16 protein-coding genes and 1 riboswitch are annotated in these 17457 nt (G+C 72.1%); of the genes, 12 read left to right on the top strand and 4 right to left on the bottom strand.

All coding sequences use genetic code 11. The features are described from left to right. Positions 1-105: 105 nt before the first annotated feature. Positions 106-1368, top strand: coding sequence for an Ig-like domain-containing protein (locus tag AB0L29_RS06480; RefSeq protein ID WP_365823962.1), 1263 nt, complete (start codon positions 106-108; stop codon positions 1366-1368). A gap of 66 nt (positions 1369-1434) precedes the next feature. Here AB0L29_RS06480 and AB0L29_RS06475 read toward each other — a convergent pair whose 3' ends face one another. Next, on the bottom strand, positions 1435-1836 hold the full coding sequence (locus AB0L29_RS06475) for a hypothetical protein (protein ID WP_365823960.1): 402 nt from the start codon (positions 1834-1836) through the stop codon (positions 1435-1437). 144 nt (positions 1837-1980) lie between these two features. Here AB0L29_RS06475 and AB0L29_RS06470 point away from each other — a divergent pair, with 144 nt between their 5' ends. The 6 genes from AB0L29_RS06470 to AB0L29_RS06445 all read left to right on the top strand — a co-directional run bounded on the left by AB0L29_RS06470 (position 1981) and on the right by AB0L29_RS06445 (position 9139). After that, on the top strand, positions 1981-2601 hold the full coding sequence (locus AB0L29_RS06470) for a heme-copper oxidase subunit III (RefSeq protein ID WP_365823958.1): 621 nt from the start codon (positions 1981-1983) through the stop codon (positions 2599-2601). Between the two features lie 80 nt (positions 2602-2681). Further along, positions 2682-3491 (top strand): c-type cytochrome, encoded by an 810-nt coding sequence (locus AB0L29_RS06465; protein WP_365823956.1) that lies wholly within the window; start codon positions 2682-2684, stop codon positions 3489-3491. Next, a complete protein-coding gene (locus AB0L29_RS06460) occupies positions 3488-4546 on the top strand; it encodes a Rieske 2Fe-2S domain-containing protein (protein ID WP_365823955.1) in 1059 nt (352 codons plus the stop codon). The genes AB0L29_RS06465 and AB0L29_RS06460 overlap by 4 nt, the downstream gene beginning before the upstream one ends. After that, complete coding sequence (locus AB0L29_RS06455) at positions 4543-6180, top strand: cytochrome bc complex cytochrome b subunit (protein ID WP_365823953.1); 1638 nt, start codon at positions 4543-4545, stop codon at positions 6178-6180. Before AB0L29_RS06460 ends, AB0L29_RS06455 begins: the two co-directional genes overlap by 4 nt. 121 nt (positions 6181-6301) lie before the next feature. Further along, on the top strand, positions 6302-7366 hold the full coding sequence (gene trpD, locus AB0L29_RS06450) for an anthranilate phosphoribosyltransferase (RefSeq protein WP_365823951.1): 1065 nt from the start codon (positions 6302-6304) through the stop codon (positions 7364-7366). An 84-nt stretch (positions 7367-7450) separates the two neighbouring features. Continuing rightward, a riboswitch (SAM riboswitch) is annotated at positions 7451-7567 on the top strand. A gap of 165 nt (positions 7568-7732) precedes the next feature. Beyond that, positions 7733-9139 (top strand): aminotransferase class V-fold PLP-dependent enzyme, encoded by a 1407-nt coding sequence (locus AB0L29_RS06445; protein WP_365823949.1) that lies wholly within the window; start codon positions 7733-7735, stop codon positions 9137-9139. A 167-nt stretch (positions 9140-9306) separates the two neighbouring features. Here AB0L29_RS06445 and AB0L29_RS06440 read toward each other — a convergent pair whose 3' ends face one another. Then, positions 9307-9588, bottom strand: coding sequence for an Lrp/AsnC ligand binding domain-containing protein (locus AB0L29_RS06440; protein WP_365823947.1), 282 nt, complete (start codon positions 9586-9588; stop codon positions 9307-9309). Continuing rightward, a complete protein-coding gene (locus AB0L29_RS06435; protein ID WP_365824077.1) occupies positions 9585-10247 on the bottom strand; it encodes a rhomboid family intramembrane serine protease in 663 nt (220 codons plus the stop codon). Before AB0L29_RS06435 ends, AB0L29_RS06440 begins: the two co-directional genes overlap by 4 nt. 259 nt (positions 10248-10506) lie before the next feature. On the opposite strand from AB0L29_RS06435, the gene AB0L29_RS06430 reads away from it, so the two are divergent. The 5 genes from AB0L29_RS06430 (at position 10507) to AB0L29_RS06410 (ending at position 15938) form a co-directional block, all read left to right on the top strand. Continuing rightward, positions 10507-10746, top strand: coding sequence for a hypothetical protein (locus tag AB0L29_RS06430; protein ID WP_365823945.1), 240 nt, complete (start codon positions 10507-10509; stop codon positions 10744-10746). A 37-nt stretch (positions 10747-10783) separates the two neighbouring features. After that, positions 10784-12133: an NYN domain-containing protein gene (locus tag AB0L29_RS06425; protein WP_365823943.1), complete on the top strand. Its 1350-nt coding sequence runs from the start codon at positions 10784-10786 to the stop codon at positions 12131-12133. A gap of 303 nt (positions 12134-12436) precedes the next feature. After that, complete coding sequence (locus tag AB0L29_RS06420; RefSeq protein WP_365823941.1) at positions 12437-13477, top strand: NlpC/P60 family protein; 1041 nt, start codon at positions 12437-12439, stop codon at positions 13475-13477. 221 nt (positions 13478-13698) lie between these two features. Then, on the top strand, positions 13699-14715 hold the full coding sequence (locus AB0L29_RS06415) for an NlpC/P60 family protein (RefSeq protein ID WP_365823939.1): 1017 nt from the start codon (positions 13699-13701) through the stop codon (positions 14713-14715). A 32-nt stretch (positions 14716-14747) separates the two neighbouring features. Next, complete coding sequence (locus AB0L29_RS06410; RefSeq protein WP_365823937.1) at positions 14748-15938, top strand: hypothetical protein; 1191 nt, start codon at positions 14748-14750, stop codon at positions 15936-15938. Between the two features lie 231 nt (positions 15939-16169). On the opposite strand, the gene AB0L29_RS06405 is transcribed toward AB0L29_RS06410, so the two are convergent. After that, a complete protein-coding gene (locus tag AB0L29_RS06405) occupies positions 16170-17405 on the bottom strand; it encodes a glycosyltransferase family 87 protein (protein ID WP_365823935.1) in 1236 nt (411 codons plus the stop codon). Positions 17406-17457 lie beyond the last annotated feature (52 nt).

Genomic DNA, 17457 nt, shown 5'->3' with positions numbered 1-17457 from the left:
GACACTCCGTACGGAGCGTCCGGGCTCGTGCATGTGCAGCAAATAATGTCCCTCGTACGGGTTATTCGGCGCGCCGCTGTTGACTCGGCTCCCTACGGTGACGGCATGAGCCACACACCGCGCACCTCCACCGTCGCCGGCTGCACGCTGCTGGCGATCGCCCTCGGCGCGACCCTCACCGGCTGCGGCGAGGACGACAATCCGCTCACGGCCGCGCCCTACGACGCGGCGGACCAGATCTCCTTCAGCGGCCCCGGCGCCGCCGGGGGGAAGGCCGACCCGGACAAACCCCTGGAGGTCGTGGCCCAGGGCTCGGACGGGCGCATCACGGACGTCACGGCGGCGGACGCCTCGGGACGGTACGTGGCCGGTGAGCTCTCCGCCGACGGCCGCCGCTGGCACAGCACCTCACCGCTGGCCGCCGACGCCCGCTACACGGTCCGGGTGAGCACCGAGAACCAGGACGGCGCACCCGGCCGCAAGGTCCTCGCCTTCGTCACGGGCAAGCCCACCGCCGAGAAGCGCCTGGACGTCACCTTCGGACCGAAGGCGGGCACCTACGGCGTGGGCCAGCCGCTCACGGCCGAACTGAGCGTGCCGGTCGCCGACCGCGCCCAGCGGGCCGTCGTCGAGCGCGCCCTGAAGGTCAGCTCCACGCCCGCGGTGCAGGGCTCCTGGCACTGGGTGGACGACAAGGAGCTCCACTACCGCCCCGAGGCGTACTGGCCGGCGCACGCCACCGTCCAGGTGCGCAGCAACCTGGACGGCATCAAGATCAACGACCGGCTGTGGGGCGGGAAGGCCGAACAGCTGGAGATCACCACGGGGGACCGGGTCGTCGCCGTCACGGACGCCGCCGCGCACTCGATGACCGTCTACAAGAACGACGAGGCGGTCAAGACCATCCCCGTCACCACCGGCAAACCCGGCTTCGACACCCGCAACGGCGTCAAGGTCGTCCTCGGCAAGGAACGCTTCGTACGCATGCGCAGCACCACCATAGGGATAGCCGAGGGCTCCTCGGAGGCGTACGACCTGCCCGTCCACTTCGCGACCCGGGTGACCTGGAGCGGCGAGTACGTCCACGCCGCCCCCTGGTCCGTCGGCTCCCAGGGCTACGCCAACGTCAGCCACGGCTGCACCGGCATGAGCACCGCCGACGCCGAGTGGTTCTTCGACACCGTCCGCGAAGGCGACGTGGTGGAGGTCGTCAACTCCGCGGGGCACACGATGGAGCCCTTCGGCAACGGCTTCGGCGACTGGAACCTGACCTGGGACGAGTGGCGCGCCGGCAGCGCCCTGGTGGCCGGGGACCCGGCCGGGCCCGGCCCGCAGGACGCGGCGCGGCTGCGGCCGGCGGCCGCGTGACGCCCCGGGCGGCGCGCTCGGCCCCGCCCCCGCCGCGTCCCCCGCGTCACGGGAGGAACCGGACTCCTAGGCGCTCTGCAGCCTCTCCTGGCGCAGCAGGGCGGCCAGGGCCGCCGCGAACTCCACCGGCTCCACCGGCAGCGCCACCGCCGCGTCCGCCCGGCTCCACGTCGCCAGCCACGCGTCCTGGGGCCGGCCGATCAGCAGCAGCACCGGCGGGCAGTTGAAGATCTCGTCCTTGATCTGCCGGCACAGCCCCATGCCGCCCATGGGCACGGCCTCGCCGTCCAGCACGCAGACGTCGATCCCGCCCTTGTCCAGCTCCTTGACGACGGCCGCCGGAGTCGCGCACTCCACGAACTCCACGACCGGGGCGTCCGGGGCCGGCCTCCGGCCGGTGGCGAGCCGCACCTGTTCGCGGGTGGTGGAGTCGTCGCTGTAGACCAGCACCGTGGCGGTCGGCTGCATTGTTCCTCCGTGACGTCAGCGTCTTAAGGACAGGCCCGATGGGCGGATGCTACTCCCTCGAAGGCCACGTCAACACCGGTCCGAAGGGGAGAGACACTCCGAACGGCACCCCCCGGAGTGAGGGCGGGATAAGCGACCGACATAATGTCGGTCGTGGCGACAGCAACGACAGTAGAAACCGGGCACGCGCACCCGTCGGTCAATCGGCCGAACCTCACCAGCGTCGGAACCATCATCTGGTTGAGCTCCGAGCTGATGTTCTTCGCGGCCCTCTTCGCGATGTACTTCACCCTGCGATCGGTGACCGGGCCCGACTTCTGGTCGGAGAAGGCCGACGCCCTGAACTTCCCGTTCTCGGCGACGAACACCACGATCCTGGTGCTCTCCTCCCTCACCTGCCAGCTCGGCGTGTTCGCCGCCGAGCGCGGTGACGTGAAGAAGCTCCGGATGTGGTTCGTCGTCACCTTCATCATGGGCGCGATCTTCATCGGCGGTCAGGTCTTCGAGTACACCGAGCTGGTCAAGCACGAGGGCCTGTCGCTCTCGTCCGACCCGTACGGCTCGGTCTTCTACCTGACCACCGGCTTCCACGGCCTGCACGTGACAGGCGGTCTCATCGCCTTCCTGCTGGTCCTCGGCCGGACCTACGCGGCCCGCAGATTCACCCACGAGCAGGCGACCGCGGCCATCGTCGTGTCCTACTACTGGCACTTCGTCGATGTCGTCTGGATCGGCCTCTTCGCCACGATCTACATGATCAAGTAGCCGGGTCCGCATCCGCGCGCGCTCCTTGGAGCGCACATCCCAAAGCATCGACGCAGAAGATCCTGACACCGGGGTAATCCGTGAAAAAGCTCTCCGCACGACGACGCCACCCGTTGGCGGCGCTCGTCGTCCTACTCCTCGCGCTGGCATGCACCGGGGGGCTGTACGCCGTGCTCGCACCGACGAGCAAGGCGCAGGCCGACGAAACCGCCCAGTCCCTCACCATCGAGGAGGGCAAGAAGCTCTATGCGGTCGGCTGCGCCAGCTGCCACGGCACCGGCGGTCAGGGCACCACTGACGGGCCGCCTCTGGTCGGTGTGGGCGCCGCGGCCGTCGACTTCCAGGTGGGCACCGGCCGTATGCCGGCCCAGCAGCCCGGCGCGCAGGTGCCGGAGAAGAGGAACATCTACACCCAGGCCGAGATCGACCAGCTGGCGGCCTACATCGCCTCGCTGGGCGCCGGTCCCGCCGTCCCGACCGAGGAGCAGTACGGCCCGGAGGGCGCGGACATCGCCAAGGGCGGTGACCTCTTCCGCACCAACTGCGCGCAGTGTCACAATTTCACCGGCAAGGGTGGCGCGCTGACGCACGGCAAGTACGCGCCGAACCTCGAGGGCGTCTCCCCCAAGCACATCTACGAGGCCATGCAGACCGGCCCGCAGAACATGCCCTCGTTCCCCGACACCACGCTGACCGAGCAGAACAAGAAGGACATCATCGCGTACCTGAACGCGGTCAACGGCGAAGAGAGCGAGAGCCTCGGCGGGCTCGAGCTGGGCGGCATCGGCCCGGTGGCCGAGGGTCTGTTCGGCTGGATCTTCGGTCTCGGCGGCCTGATCGCCGTCGCCGTGTGGGTCGCCGCCCGGACCGCAAAGGCGAAGAAGTCATGAGCAGCCAAGACATTCCAGAAGAGAACCTGCCCGTCGCGCAGGACACCGGTCACGGCACGGTAGGCGTCGCGGACGAGAAGAACCCGTTCGCCGACCCGGGCCTGCCGCCCCACGAGCACCGGATCCAGGACATCGACGAGCGGGCCGCCAAGCGGTCCGAGCGCACGGTCACCCTGCTGTTCACGGTGTCGATGCTGGCCACCATCGGCTTCATCGCCGCGTACGTGGCGATCCCGGTCCACAAGGTCGTCTACATCTTCCCGCTGGGCCACATCAGCGCGCTGAACTTCGCGCTCGGCCTGACGCTCGGCATCGCGCTGTTCACCATCGGCGCGGGCGCGGTCCACTGGGCCCGCACCCTGATGTCCGACGTGGAGCTCGCCGACGACCGGCACCCGATCGAGGCGGGACCCGAGGTCCGCGAGAAGGTCCACGCGGACTTCCGCCAGGGCGCCAAGGAGTCGCAGCTCGGCCGTCGCAAGCTGATCCGCAACACCATGTTCGGCGCGGTCGCCCTGGTGCCGCTGTCCGGTCTGGTGCTGCTGCGCGACCTCGGTCCGCTGCCCGAGGAGAAGCTGCGCCACACCATGTGGCGCAAGGGCAAGCTGCTCGTCAACATGAACACCAACGAGCCGCTGCGTCCCTCCGACATCGCGGTGGGCTCGCTCACCTTCGCCAAGCCGGAAGGCCTCGAGGAGCACGACCACGGGTTCCAGAACGAGATCGCCAAGGCGGCCCTGATGATCGTCCGGATCCAGCCGGACGACATCAAGGACAAGCGCGAGCTCGAGTGGTCGCACGAGGGCATCGTCGCGTACTCGAAGATCTGCACCCACGTCGGTTGCCCGATCTCCCTGTACGAGCAGCAGACGCACCACGTGCTGTGCCCCTGCCACCAGTCCACCTTCGACCTCTCCGACGGTGCCCGTGTGATCTTCGGGCCCGCCGGCCACGCCCTGCCGCAGCTGCGCATCGGCGTGAACGACGAGGGTTACCTCGAAGCGCTCGGCGACTTCGAAGAGCCCGTCGGTCCTGCATTCTGGGAGCGCGGATGAGCACTTCAGCCACCAACGAGTCCCGCTCTCGCGGGAAGGCACCGGCCGGCGAGCGTGTCGCCGACTGGGCCGACGGCCGGCTGGGGATCTACTCCCTGGCCAAGGCCAACATGCGCAAGATCTTCCCGGACCACTGGTCCTTCATGCTGGGCGAGATCTGCCTGTACAGCTTCCTCATCATCATCCTCACGGGTGTGTACCTGACGCTGTTCTTCCACCCGTCGATGAACGAGGTGGAGTACCACGGCTCCTACGTCCCGATGCAGGGCCAGCTGATGAGCGAGGCCTACAAGTCGACGCTGGACATCAGCTTCGACGTGCGCGGCGGTCTGCTGATCCGGCAGATCCACCACTGGGCGGCGGTCATCTTCCTCGCCGGCATGTTCGTGCACATGATGCGCGTCTTCTTCACCGGCGCCTTCCGCAAGCCGCGCGAGATCAACTGGCTGTTCGGCTTCCTGCTGTTCGTCCTGGGCATGTTCACCGGTTTCACCGGCTACTCGCTCCCGGACGACCTGCTCTCCGGCACCGGTGTCCGCTTCACCCAGGGCGCGATCCTGTCGATGCCGATCGTCGGCACGTACATCTCGATGTTCCTGTTCGGCGGCGAGTTCCCCGGCGACGACTTCGTCGCCCGGTTCTACTCGATCCACATCCTGCTGCTGCCGGGCATCATGCTCGGGCTCGTGGTGGCCCACCTGATCCTGGTCTTCTACCACAAGCACACGCAGTTCGCGGGCCCCGGACGGACCAACACCAACGTCGTCGGCATGCCGCTGCTGCCGGTCTACATGGCCAAGGCCGGAGGCTTCTTCTTCCTGGTCTTCGGTTTCACCGCCGCGCTCGCCGGCATCGCGTCCATCAACCCGATCTGGGTCCTGGGCCCGTACCGTCCGGACCAGGTGTCCACCGGCGCCCAGCCCGACTGGTACATGGGCTTCGCCGAGGGCCTGGTGCGCGCCATGCCCGGCTGGGAGATCAACTTCCTGGGCCACACGCTCGTCCTGGGCGTGTTCGTCCCGCTGGTGCTCTTCGGCCTCTTCCTCGCCCTGATCGCCCTCTACCCGTTCCTGGAGGCGTGGGTCACCGGGGACAAGCGCGAGCACCACATCCTGGACCGCCCGCGCAACGTCCCGACCCGCACCGCCCTGGGTGTCGCGTGGGTCACGGCGTACATGATCATGCTGATCGGCGGTGGCAACGACATCATCGCCACCCACTTCAACCTGTCGATCAACGCGGTTACCTGGTTCGTCCGCATCGGCTTCTTCGCCGGACCGGTCATCGCGTTCATCGTCACCAAGCGGATCTGCCTCGGCCTGCAGCGCCGGGACCGGGAGAAGGTGCTGCACGGCCGCGAGTCGGGCATCATCAAGCGCCTGCCGCACGGTGAGTTCATCGAGGTGCACGAGCCGCTCAGCCAGGAGCAGATGTACACGCTCACGGCACACGAGCAGTACAAGCCGGCCGAGATCGGCCCGGCGGTCGACGAGAACGGCGTCGAGCGCAAGGTGAAGGGCACCGAGAAGCTGCGCACCAAGCTCAGCAAGGCCTACTACGGCCCGGAGTCCCAGGTCCCGAAGCCCACCGTCGAGGAGTACAGGGAGATCACGAGCGGCCACGGCCACCACTGATCGCTGCGTTCGCCACGCCACGGTCGAAGGGCCCCGTCCGGTGTTCGGACGGGGCCCTTCGCCGTGTCCGGGCTGGATAGGGTGGGATCCACCACCGACGTACGACGACCAGGAGCGGCTGATGAGCGCTGTGACCCCCGCTGGAGGCGACAACGCGGCGGGCCGCACCTGGCCCGCCCTGCTGAACGGCCTGCTGGACGGCCGTGACCTGTCCGCGGACGACACCGCCTGGGCGATGGACCTGATCATGCGGGGCGAGGCGACCGACGCGCAGATCGCCGGGTTCGCGGTGGCGCTGCGGGCCAAGGGCGAGACGGTGGAGGAGATCTCCGGCCTGGTCCGCACGATGTACGAGCACGCCAACGTGATCGAGGTGCCGGGCGACACGGTCGACATCGTCGGCACCGGCGGCGACGGCGCGAGGACCGTCAACATCTCCACCATGTCGGCGATCGTCGTCGCCGGCACCGGCGCGAAGGTCGTCAAGCACGGCAACCGGGCCGCCTCGTCGGCGTCCGGCGCCTCGGACGTGCTGGAGAAGCTCGGGGTCAACCTGGAACTGACGCCGAAGCGGGTGGCCGAGGTCGCCGAGGAGGCCGGGATCACCTTCTGCTTCGCGGTGCGGTTCCACCCGGCGCTGCGCCACGTGGCGGCGGCACGGGGCCAGCTGGGCATCCGGACCACCTTCAACTTCCTCGGTCCGCTCACCAACCCGGCCAGGGTGAAGGCCCAGGCGGTGGGCGTCGCCGACCCGCGCATGGCGCCCATCGTCGCCGGCGTGTTCGCCGAGCGCGGCAACTCCTCCCTGGTGTTCCGGGGCGACGACGGCCTCGACGAGCTGACGACGACCTCGACGTCCCGGGTGTGGGTCGTCCGGGACGGCGAGGTGACCGAGGAGACCTTCGACCCGCGGGACGCCGGCCTCGGCCTGGTGCCCGTGGAGGCCCTGCGGGGCGCCGACGCCTCCCACAACGCGGAGGTGGCGCGGCGCCTGCTGGACGGCGAGACCGGTCCGGTCCGCGACGCCGTCCTGCTGAACTCGGCGGCCGCCCTGGTGGCGTTGCGGCCGACCCGGGCGCCGCTGGTGGAGCAGATCCGGGCCGGGATGCAGGAGGCGGCGGAGGCGATCGACTCGGGGGCGGCGAAGCGGACCCTGGAGCGCTGGGTGGCCGCCAGCAACGCCTGAACCCGCGGGAGCCGACGCGGGGCGCGGTCCGGTATCCGGACCGCGCCCTTGCGCGTCGGTGATCGTGTGGCAAGATGCTCACCAGGTCATGAGCGACAGCCATGAGGCCCCGGCCGGCTGTCCGGCAACCCTCCGTCCGTGGCGGGGTGCCCCGGGTGAAGACCAGGCCGCAGGCAGCGAGGTCTGCGGCAAGCGCGGACCCCTCGCGAAACCAGGGGTCCTGGTCGTTCGAGGGAGTCTCTCCGTGAGCAAGCGAATGCGTTAGGGCCGCAGAGCCCCGCCTCCGCATCCCCTTTCACCTTCTCCCACGCTCGAGCCGTGCGCGCTCGCGTGGTGAGTTCCGCCTGCCTGTACGGGAGTTCAGCCATGTCCGTCCTCACCGCTGCCGCCGACCAGTCCGTCCGTGCCCCGCTGCCCGTTCTGGGCCGGGACGTGACCGTGCCCCTCGTGACCGGCGGCGAGGTCGCCTACGCGGCGCTCGACTACGCCGCCAGCGCCCCGGCGCTGCAGCGGGTCTGGGACGACGTCGCCGCCTACGCGCCGTACTACGGCAGCGTCCACCGCGGTGCCGGGTACCTCTCCCAGCTGTCCACGGAGCTCTTCGAGAACGCGCGCGGGACCGTCGCCGGGTTCCTCGACTGCCGGGAGGAGGACCAGGTGGTCTTCACCCGTTCGACCACCGACTCGCTCAACCTCCTCGCCGCCGCCCTGCCCGGCGGCTGCCAGGTCTTCGTCTTCGAGACCGAGCACCACGCCGCGCTGCTGCCCTGGCGGGGCGCCCGCGTCACCTGCCTGGACGCCCCGGACAGCCCGCGGCGGGCCGTCGAGATCCTGGAGCGCGCCCTCGCCGGCCGCGCCCCCTCCCCGGGCTCCCGGCCCCGCCCGGGCGGGGAGGGCCCCGACGGCCCGGCCCTCGTCTGCGTCACCGGCGCCTCGAACGTCACCGGCGAGCTGTGGCCCGTGCGGGAGCTCGCGGCGGTCGCCCACGCGCACGGCGCGCGGATCGTGCTCGACGCGGCGCAGCTGGCCCCGCACCACCCGGTGAGCGTGCGCGACCTGGACGTCGACTGGGTCGCCTTCTCCGGGCACAAGCTGTACGCCCCGTTCGGCTCCGGCGTCCTGGCCGGCCGCGCGGACTGGCTGCGGGAGGCCGAGCCGTACCTCGCGGGCGGCGGCGCCAGCCGCAAGGTCACCCGGCGCGCGGACGGGGGCGTGGACGTCGAGTGGCACGAGACGGCGGCGCGGCACGAGGCCGGATCACCCAACGTCATCGGCGCCTACGCCATCGCCTCCGCCTGCAAGGCGCTCACCGAGGCCGGTTTCGACGCCCTGGTCGCCCGTGAGCAGCACCTGGTCCGCACGGTGCGCGAGGGGCTCGCCGACGTGCCCGAGGTGCGGATCCTGTCCCTCTTCGGCGACGACGCCCCGCGCGTCGGGGTGATCTCCTTCGTCGTCGAGGGCTGGAACAGCTCCCACTTCGCCGCCGCGCTCTCCGCCGAGTACGGCATCGGCGTGCGGGACGGGCTGTTCTGCGCCCATCCGCTGGTGCGCACCCTGCTCGGCGGCGACCCGCAGGCGCAGGGCGAGTGCGGGGCGCCCGAGGCGGCGCCCGGCGAGAGGGCCCTGAACGCGATCCGGGTCAGCTTCGGCGCGGGGACGCCGGACGAGCACGTGGAGCGGTTCGTGCGGGCCGTGAAGGAGCTCGTGCGGGACGGCGCCCGGTGGAGCTACCGCACGCAGGACGGGCGGTGCGTGCCGGACACCTCCGCCTGAACGGCGGCTCCGGTGAACGGCGGCTCCGGCCGCCCGAGCCCGAGCCGGCGGCGGGGCCCGCGCCCGGGGCGATCACCCGCGGGGCGCGGGACGGTCTCGCCGCCCGGCGGGGACCCGGGCGGCGTGGCGGCGGGGAGGACCGGAGCGTGGCGGCGTCCGCCCGGCCGTCAGTTGTCCAGCCCGATCGCGAACGCCGCCTCCAGGTCGTGCTGCGAGTACGTGCGGAACGCCACGTGGGTGTCCGTCCCCTCCACCCCCGGGATCTTGCTGATGCGGCCCGGGATGACCTCGGCGAGGTCCTCGTGCCGCTTCACCCGCACCATCGCGATCAGGTCGTACGTCCCCGTGACGGAGAAGACCTCGCTGACGCTGTCCAGCGAAGCGATCTGCTCCGCGATCTCGGGGATCCGGTCCACGCTGGTCTTGATGAGGACGATCGCGGTGATCACGGCTGGTTCTCTCCCTCGGACGCCGGAGGCGGTGCGGCCCTCACTTTAGTCGCAGGGCCGAAACGGCCCCACGCGTAGGCGAAGCCCAGGCCGAATCCCACCAGGTGGGCCAGGTAGGCCACGTCCGGCCCCGGGGACGTGCGCCCGGCCGCCAGCCACTGCAGGACCGCCCAGAACGGCAGCACGACCCACGCCGGGAAGCGCAGCGGCAGGAAGAACAGGAAGGGCAGGAGACTGGTCACCCGGGCCCGGGGGAAGAGGTACAGGAAGGCGCCGAGGACGGCCGAGATCGCCCCCGAGGCGCCGACCAGGGACTGCTCGGAGTCCGCGTTGGCGACGGCGTAGCCCAGCAGGGCCAGGTGACCGCAGCCGACGTAGAACAGGACGAACCGCACCCGGCCCATCCGTTCCTCGGTCATCGCCCCGAAGACGTAGAGGAAGAGCATGTTGCCGAGCAGGTGCACCCAGCTGCCGTGGACGAAGAGCGCGGTGACGGGCGTGAGGACGGACCCGGCAGACCCCTCGAACAGGTCCGCGGGGATCACCCCCCACTGCCGGAAGTAGGCGCGCTGCGCGGCGGACAGCGCGTCGCCGGTGCCGTGCGCCGGGTTGAGGCCCGAGGCCGGGGAGACCAGGAAGACCAGCAGGCACAGGGCCATCAGCCCGTACGTCACCGGCGCCGACGGCCCCTCGGCCCGTCCGCGCGCCCTGCCGGGGGCGGACCGGGTCTCGGAAAAGGGTGCGCTCCACTTGCCGACCATGAACACAGAGCATGACGTACCGGGACGCAAGCCGGCAGATCGCCTCGCCGCCGTGGACGGGCGGGCGGCGGGGACCCGCCAGGCCGTAGGGTTACGAGCCACACGCTCCGGGGAGCCCGGCGCGTCACGGACACTAGAAGGAAGGCGAACAGTCGCCATGACGGTTCCCCTGCCGACCGCCACGACGCGGTGGCGCTGCACCCTCTGCGGCAACCTCACGCGCTTCGACGTGACCCGCTCCTCGAAGGTCGTCGAGTACGTCCACCTCGACCTGGCCGGCGACCCGGAGGTCGAGGAGCGCGAGGTGCTCAGTGAGACCATCGAGTCGGTGCGCTGCCGCTGGTGCAACGCCGTGGACCAGGTGGAACTCGTCGACAGGCCGGGCGCCGGCTCCTGACCGGGACCGGCCCCGCACAGGCATTGGGGTGTGACGGATGGTGGAGAGCGCAGGCGGGGGGCCGGGCGACGGCGCCGCTGAGGTGCTCGACCGTCCGCTGCCCGACGGCGTGCGCCGCAGGGTCGTGCAGATCGTCTCCGACGGCTTCGGCGCGCTGACCGTCGCCGAGCTGCCCGCCCAGCTGCGGCAGTACGCCCGGTTCGCCCCGAACCGCCGGGCCAAGTTCGCGGGCAACGCCATGGCCGCGGCGCTGGAGAACGACCCGCTGTTCCGGCAGCGCATCGGGGAGAAGTTCAGGGAGTCCCAGCCGGAACTGGCCGGCGCCCTCGACTCCGGCTCCCTGCCCCCGGCCGCGGACCCCCTCGACGTGGCGGCCGCGGCCTACGTGCTGCGCCCGGCCGGCTGGGTGAAGCTGGTCACCGCGGCCGGCGAGGAGGCGCAGCGCGCGGACGCCGAGCGCGCCGACGAGGAGAGCCGGGCGGAGCTGGAGCGGCTGCGCGCGGAGCTCGCGCGGGCCCGGGAGCACGCCAGGACCGAGACCGAGCGGCTGCGCGGTGAGCTGGAATCGGCCAAGAAGGAAGCGGAGTCGCTGCACCGCAAACTGCGCTCGGCCCTGAGCGACGTCAAGCGCGGCGAGGCGGCCCTGCGCAAGGTGCGGGGCGAGATCGAGGCCGTCCGCGCCGAGGGGCAGGTCCAGGTGTCCGCCGCCGAGAGCGAGGCCCGGCGGCTCAGGGCGCGGCTCGGCGAGACCGAGGCCGCCCTGGAGGCCGCGCGCCGGGCCGCCCGCGAGGGGCGCAGCGTCGAGGACATGCGGGTCCGGCTGCTGCTGGACACCGTGCTGGACGCCGCCCAGGGCCTGCGCCGCGAACTCGCGCTGCCGCCGGTGTCGGTGCGGCCCGCCGAGACCGTGGACGCCGTCGAGCCGGGCCGGATGAGCCCGAAGGACATCGCCGCCCGCGCGCTGTCCGAGGACGACCCGGCGGTCCTCGACCAGTTGCTCGCGCTGCCCCAGGCCCATCTGGTCGTCGACGGCTACAACGTCACCAAGACCGGCTATCCGCAGATGCCGCTGGAGAAGCAGCGCCTGCGGCTGCTCGGCCAGCTCGCGCAACTCGCCGCGCAGTCCGGCGCCGAGGTGACCTGTGTCTTCGACGGGGCCGAGCTGGCCGCGCCGGTGCTGCTGGCGCCGCCGCGCGGGGTGCGGGTGCTGTTCTCCAAACCGGGCGTCACCGCCGACGAGCTGATCCGCCAGCTGGTGCGGGCCGAACCGCCCGGCCGTCCCGTCATCGTCGCCTCCACCGACCGCGAGGTCGCCGACGGGGTGGCCCGCGCGGGCGCCCGGCCGGTCCCCTCCGCGGCACTGCTCAGGCGGCTCTCGCGGAGCTGAGTCCACGAAGTCCGTCGGAGCATGAAACGTCCCGAAGTGCAATGTCCGTGCCTCTTGCCCGATTTGGCGAGGCGGTGGCGCGACGCAGCGTCAACCTCGTATCACGAGTTGTGAGTTACGGGTGAAGAATGCGCTCGGTGGGGGAGATTTTGCAGCTGAGGATTTGATCTGATCACAGCGGGGTCACTAGGGTCTGCCTCCGAACCTCCGCTCGGGTGTTCGCTCGCAAGGGGTGAGTGACGGCGGAGGGTACCGCCCACCGGCGTGTCGGTAGGCGGCTGGAGGAAGAAGGAGCTCGCCTCCGTGGCGTCCCACCGTCGTCCCAAGCAGCCCAGCCGCGCACGTGTGACCGTGCTGACCACCGCTGCCGCTGCTGCTGTCGCCCTGAGTTCGCAGGCCGCCAACGCCGCGCCGAGCGAGAAGCCGAGCAAGGACGAGGTCAAGGCGAAGGTCGACAAGCTCTACGAAGAGGCGGAGCAGGCCACCGAGAAGTACAACGGGGCCAAGGAGAAGCAGGAGAAGCTCCAGAAGGAGATCTCCACCATCCAGGACAACGTCGCCCGCGGCCAGGAAGAGCTCAACGAGCTGCGCGAGAGCATCGGTCTGGCGGCCGCCGCCCAGTACCGCACCGGCAGCATCGACTCCTCCGTCCAGCTCTTCCTCTCGTCCGACCCGGACGACTACCTGGACAAGGCCTCCACCCTCGACCAGTTGAGCAGCCAGCAGGTCGAGGCGCTGAAGAAGATCCAGGACAAGCAGCGCGAACTCGCCCAGGAGCGCGCCGAGGCCTCCGACAAGCTCAAGGACCTCGCCTCCACCCGCGAGGAACTCGGCAAGAAGAAGCAGGAAGTCCAGAACAAGCTCGCCGCCGCGCAGAAGCTGCTCAACAGCCTCACCGCCGAGCAGAAGGCGCAGCTCGCCGCCGAGCAGGACCGCGCCAGCCGTACCAGCGAGCGCGAGGCCCTCACCGCCGACGTCCCGACCGGCTCCGGCCGGGCCGCCGCGGCCTTCGCCGCCGCCCAGAGCAAGCTGGGCACGCCCTACGTCTACGGCGCCACCGGCCCGTCCTCCTTCGACTGCTCGGGTCTGACCTCCTGGGCCTACGCCCAGGCCGGCGTCGCCATCCCGCGCACCTCCGAGGCGCAGTCCGGCTACGGCACGAAGATCTACTCGGTCAGCGACCTGAAGGTCGGCGACCTGGTCTTCTTCTTCAACGACCTGCACCACGTCGGCCTGTACGCGGGCAACGGCCAGGTCCTCCACGCCCCGCGCACCGGCACCGTCGTGCGGTACGAGTCGATGAACACCATCGGCGGCCCGTTCATGTGGGGCGTGCGCGTCTGACCCGGACGGCGCCCTCCCCTCCGGGCGCCTGCGGGACCGGGACACCGCGTCCGCTGTTCGGGCGAATCGCACCACCGTGCAGTGGCCCCACGCCCCGCCGATGACCTGCGTCAGCGGCGGGGCGTCACTGTGCGTGCCCGCGCCGGTCGTTGGCCGGCGCCGCACGGCGGGGCTACTGTCTGCCGCGTTTCCATGTCCGCCAGCGGAAGGGGAGCGGCTTCGTGGGGTCCCATCGCCGCCTTGCACCGTCCAGGTCCGACCGGGGCACCAGTGCCGTCGTCGGCCTTCTGTCCCTCGCGACCGCCGCCCTGAGCGCCGTACCGGCGGCCCAGGCCGCGCCGCACGACGACACCCGTGCCGGGGTGGACCGCCTCTACGAGGAGGCCGAGAAGGCGACCGAGGCCTACAACGAGGCCGACGAGCGCACCGACGCGCTGCGCGAGCAGGTCGGCATCGCGCAGGACCGGATCGCCCGGCAGCAGGAGCGCATCAACACCCTGCGGGAGTCGCTCGGTTCGTTCGCCGGCGCCCAGTACCGCTCCGGCGGCCTCGCCCCCTCCCTCGCCCTGCTCTTCGCCGACGACCCGGACGACTACCTCGACAAGGCCTCCGTCCTGAACCGCATCAGCGCCCGCCACGCGGGCACGTTGAAGGACCTGCGGACGGCCATGCGCGCACTCGCCCAGGAACGCGCGGAGGCCTCCCGCAAACTGGGCGAACTGGAGAGGAGCCGCAAGGCGGTCGCCGACCGCAGGAGGGCCGTGGAGCGCAAACTCGCCCGGGCCCGGCACCTGCTCGACTCCCTCCCGGACGACGAGCGCGCCGCCTACGGCCGTGCCACCCGCTCCGGCCGCGGCGGCGTCCCCGGCCCCGGCGGCGCCGTCCCGGCCTCCGGCCGTGCGGCCGCCGCCGTCGCCGCGGCCCGCTCCGCGGTCGGCAAGCCGTACGTCTGGGGCGCCAACGGGCCCGGCGGCTTCGACTGTTCGGGCCTGATGCAGTGGTCGTACGCGCAGGCCGGGGTCTCCCTGCCGCGCACCTCGCAGGCCCAGCGCCACGCGGGCCGGCAGGTCCCGCTGTCCGAGGCGAGACCCGGCGACCTGGTCGTCTACCGGTCCGACGCCAGCCACGTCGGGATGTACATGGGCGACGGCCAGGTCGTCCACGCGCCCTACCCCGGCGCACCCGTGCGCTACGACCCGGTCGGCATGATGCCCGTCTCGTCGGTCACCAGGGTCTGACCCCGGGCCCGGCCCACCCGTACCCTCGGACGGTGGCTGGTCGAGGGCGGGTGTCGGGATCCGGAGTCGTCGCGCTGTGTCTGCTGTTCGTCTCCCTGGTCGCCTGCGGCGGGCGGTCCGCTGCCGACGGGGCCGCGGCCGACGTGCAGCGGACGCTGCACAGGCGGGCGGCGGCGGTCCTGGACCGCGACCGGGCGGCCTTCGAGCGGACGGGCGCGCCGAGCTGGTTCGGGAACCTCGCCGCGGTCCCGCTCGCGCACTGGTCGTACCGCCTGACCGCGTTGCACCGCACCGGCGACCGGGCCACCGCCGACGCCGAACTGCGCTACCGCCTCGAGGGCTACGACCACGCCCCCGTCACCGTCGGGCGCACCCTGGGCCTGAGCAGGCAGGACGACGGACGCTGGTACGTCGACTCCGACCGGCCCGCGCGGAAGTCCGCGCAGCAGCTGTGGGACCAGGGCGAGGTGCTCGTCGTACGCGGTGCGCACAGCCTGGTCATGGGGGTCGGGCAGTCCCGCGAGGCGCTGCGCGGATACGCGGACCTGGCCGACCGGGCGGTGCCGGCGGTGTCCGGGGCATGGGGGACGCGGTGGCCCCGGCGGGTGGTCGTGCTCGTGCCGGGGTCGCTGGAGGCGATGGCCCGGCTGCTCGGCTCGCCCGCCTCCTCCTACCGGGGCATCGCGGCGGTCACCACCGGCGAGACGGGCGCCCCGGCGCGGGCGCCCGCGGACCGGATCACCGTCAACCCGGACGCGTACGGCCTGCTCGGCCCGCTCGGCAGGCAGGTCGTCCTCACCCACGAGACCACCCACGTCGCCACCCGCGCCGACACCAACGCGGCCACCCCGATGTGGCTGTCCGAGGGGTACGCCGACTGGGTCGGCTACCGCGGCAGCGGGCGCACGCCGGCCCAGACCGCGCCGGAGCTGGCCCGCGCGGTGCGTGAGGGGCGGGTGCCGGACCGGCTGCCGGACGACGAGGACTTCGGCTTCTCCGGCGACGCGAGCCGGCTCGCCCGGGCCTACGAGAGCGGCTGGACGGCCTGCCGGCTCATCGCCGAACGCTGGGGCGAGGCCGGGCTCGGCGAGTTCTACCGGGCTGTCGGCGCGCACGGGAAGCGGGCGGGGGCGGTGCGGGAGGCGATGCGGACGGTGCTCGGGACGACGCCCGAGGAGTTCACCGCGCAGTGGCGGGACCACCTGCGGGACCGGCTCGGCTGATCGAGCGGGGAGAGCGCCTCTCTCCGCGGGGCGCGTTCGCCCGTCGCCCGGGCGGCCCGCGGCCCGCGGCCCGCCCCGCCGGGCCGTGTCCTGCGCCTGCTGCGCGCGGACGGGCCCGCCGTCTTGGTGGAGGAAGCCTGGCGGCGTGCGCGGGAGGTCCGGGCGGCGGCGCACGGCTCCCGGCGGTTCCCCGTGTGTCCCTGTGTGCCCCCGTGTGCCGGGCGGCCCCCGTCAGGAGGAGACCGGGGTCTCGCTGCCGCGGGCCGCCTGGGAGGGCAGCGGGGCCGGGGACGGGCGCCGCACCGTCGCCCGCCACAGCGCCCGGGCCCCGGTGAGCGCCGCGGCCACCAGCAGGCCGTTGCGCACGGCCAGCAGGGTGATGCCGAGCGGGTCGCTGGCCACCACGTGGGCGAACCAGACCGGGAACTCCAGCACCGTCACCAGGGCCGCCGCGAGGACCAGCGCGACGGGCAGCCGCATCCGGCTGCCCCGAAAGCCCAGGCAGACCGCCGCCAGGCCGACCAGCCACACCAGGTACTGCGGGCTGATCACCCGGCTGGTGACGGTGAACATCAGCACCGCCACGAACGCCGCGTCGGCGAGGGTGTGCTCCTCGAAGCGGGCCGCCAGCAGCCGCCACAGCAGCAGCCAGCCGAACGCCGCCCCGGTCAGGAACAGCGCGGCCGTGCTCACCACGCTCACGTACGGGCCGAGGAACTCCACCGACCCGTAGTTGAGCCGCACCTCGCCCCGCCAGCCGTGGTGCCGGGCCAGATGGAAGACGAGCGCGCCCAGCGACTCCACCTCGGTGCCCCGGTCGCGCTGGAAGGTCAGGAACGTGAACGCGCCCGGCATGACCACGGCGAACAGGGCCGCCACGCCGAGGCCGGTCGCCACCGCCGCGCCCCAGGAGCTCCGCCGCCGGGCGCCGAGCAGCAGCAGCGCCGGCCACACCTTCAGCAGCGCCCCGAAGCCCGCCAGCACCCCCATGGCCCGGGGGTGCCGGGCCCCCGCGAGCAGCGCGGCGACCGCCACGGCGGTGACCATCACGTCGTAGCGCGCGTACACCGTCGGCCCGAGCAGCGGCAGGCCCGCCACCCACACCCACGCGCCGCGCGGCGTGCGGCCCGGGCGCAGGCCCGCGCGCAGCAGCAGGACCAGGACGGCCAGGTCGGCCAGGCAGGCCAGGACGAAGAAGGCCGTCGCGTACTCCAGGAAGGGCAGCAGCGCGGGGGAGAGGATCGCCAGGGCGGCGGCCGGCGGGTACTGCCAGGTGACGTCGTCCAGCGGGAACGTCCCGGTGCGCAGGACCTCGTACCAGCCCCGGTAGATCACGGACACGTCACTGGTGACGTCCGGGCCCGGGAAGACGTACACCTTGAGGACGAACAGCAGCAGCGGCAGTCTCGTCAGGCCCCAGGTGACCAGCGGCCAGACCGGGGACCGCCGCGCGCCCGTCGTCTTCACGTCATCCCTGCCCGTCCGCCTGCCGTCCGGAGGAGGCCATGATGGCCCGGCC

The organism is Streptomyces sp. NPDC052701 (assembly GCF_040678355.1).
In the GTDB taxonomy this organism is placed as follows: Bacteria; Actinomycetota; Actinomycetes; order Streptomycetales; family Streptomycetaceae; genus Streptomyces.
This window is presented reverse-complemented; position numbering and strand designations above follow the sequence as displayed.

What these genes read in the sequence shown, in the direction of transcription:
- AB0L29_RS06480 (WP_365823962.1), top strand. Translation starts at nt 106, where the DNA reads ATGAGCCACACACCGCGCACCTCCACCGTCGCCGGCTGCACGCTGCTG.
- AB0L29_RS06475 (WP_365823960.1), bottom strand. Translation starts at nt 1,836, where the DNA reads ATGCAGCCGACCGCCACGGTGCTGGTCTACAGCGACGACTCCACCACC.
- AB0L29_RS06470 (WP_365823958.1), top strand. Translation starts at nt 1,981, where the DNA reads ATGTCGGTCGTGGCGACAGCAACGACAGTAGAAACCGGGCACGCGCAC.
- AB0L29_RS06460 (WP_365823955.1), top strand. Translation starts at nt 3,488, where the DNA reads ATGAGCAGCCAAGACATTCCAGAAGAGAACCTGCCCGTCGCGCAGGAC.
- AB0L29_RS06455 (WP_365823953.1), top strand. Translation starts at nt 4,543, where the DNA reads ATGAGCACTTCAGCCACCAACGAGTCCCGCTCTCGCGGGAAGGCACCG.
- trpD (WP_365823951.1), top strand. Translation starts at nt 6,302, where the DNA reads ATGAGCGCTGTGACCCCCGCTGGAGGCGACAACGCGGCGGGCCGCACC.
- AB0L29_RS06445 (WP_365823949.1), top strand. Translation starts at nt 7,733, where the DNA reads ATGTCCGTCCTCACCGCTGCCGCCGACCAGTCCGTCCGTGCCCCGCTG.
- AB0L29_RS06435 (WP_365824077.1), bottom strand. Translation starts at nt 10,247, where the DNA reads ATGGCCCTGTGCCTGCTGGTCTTCCTGGTCTCCCCGGCCTCGGGCCTC.
- AB0L29_RS06430 (WP_365823945.1), top strand. Translation starts at nt 10,507, where the DNA reads ATGACGGTTCCCCTGCCGACCGCCACGACGCGGTGGCGCTGCACCCTC.
- AB0L29_RS06425 (WP_365823943.1), top strand. Translation starts at nt 10,784, where the DNA reads ATGGTGGAGAGCGCAGGCGGGGGGCCGGGCGACGGCGCCGCTGAGGTG.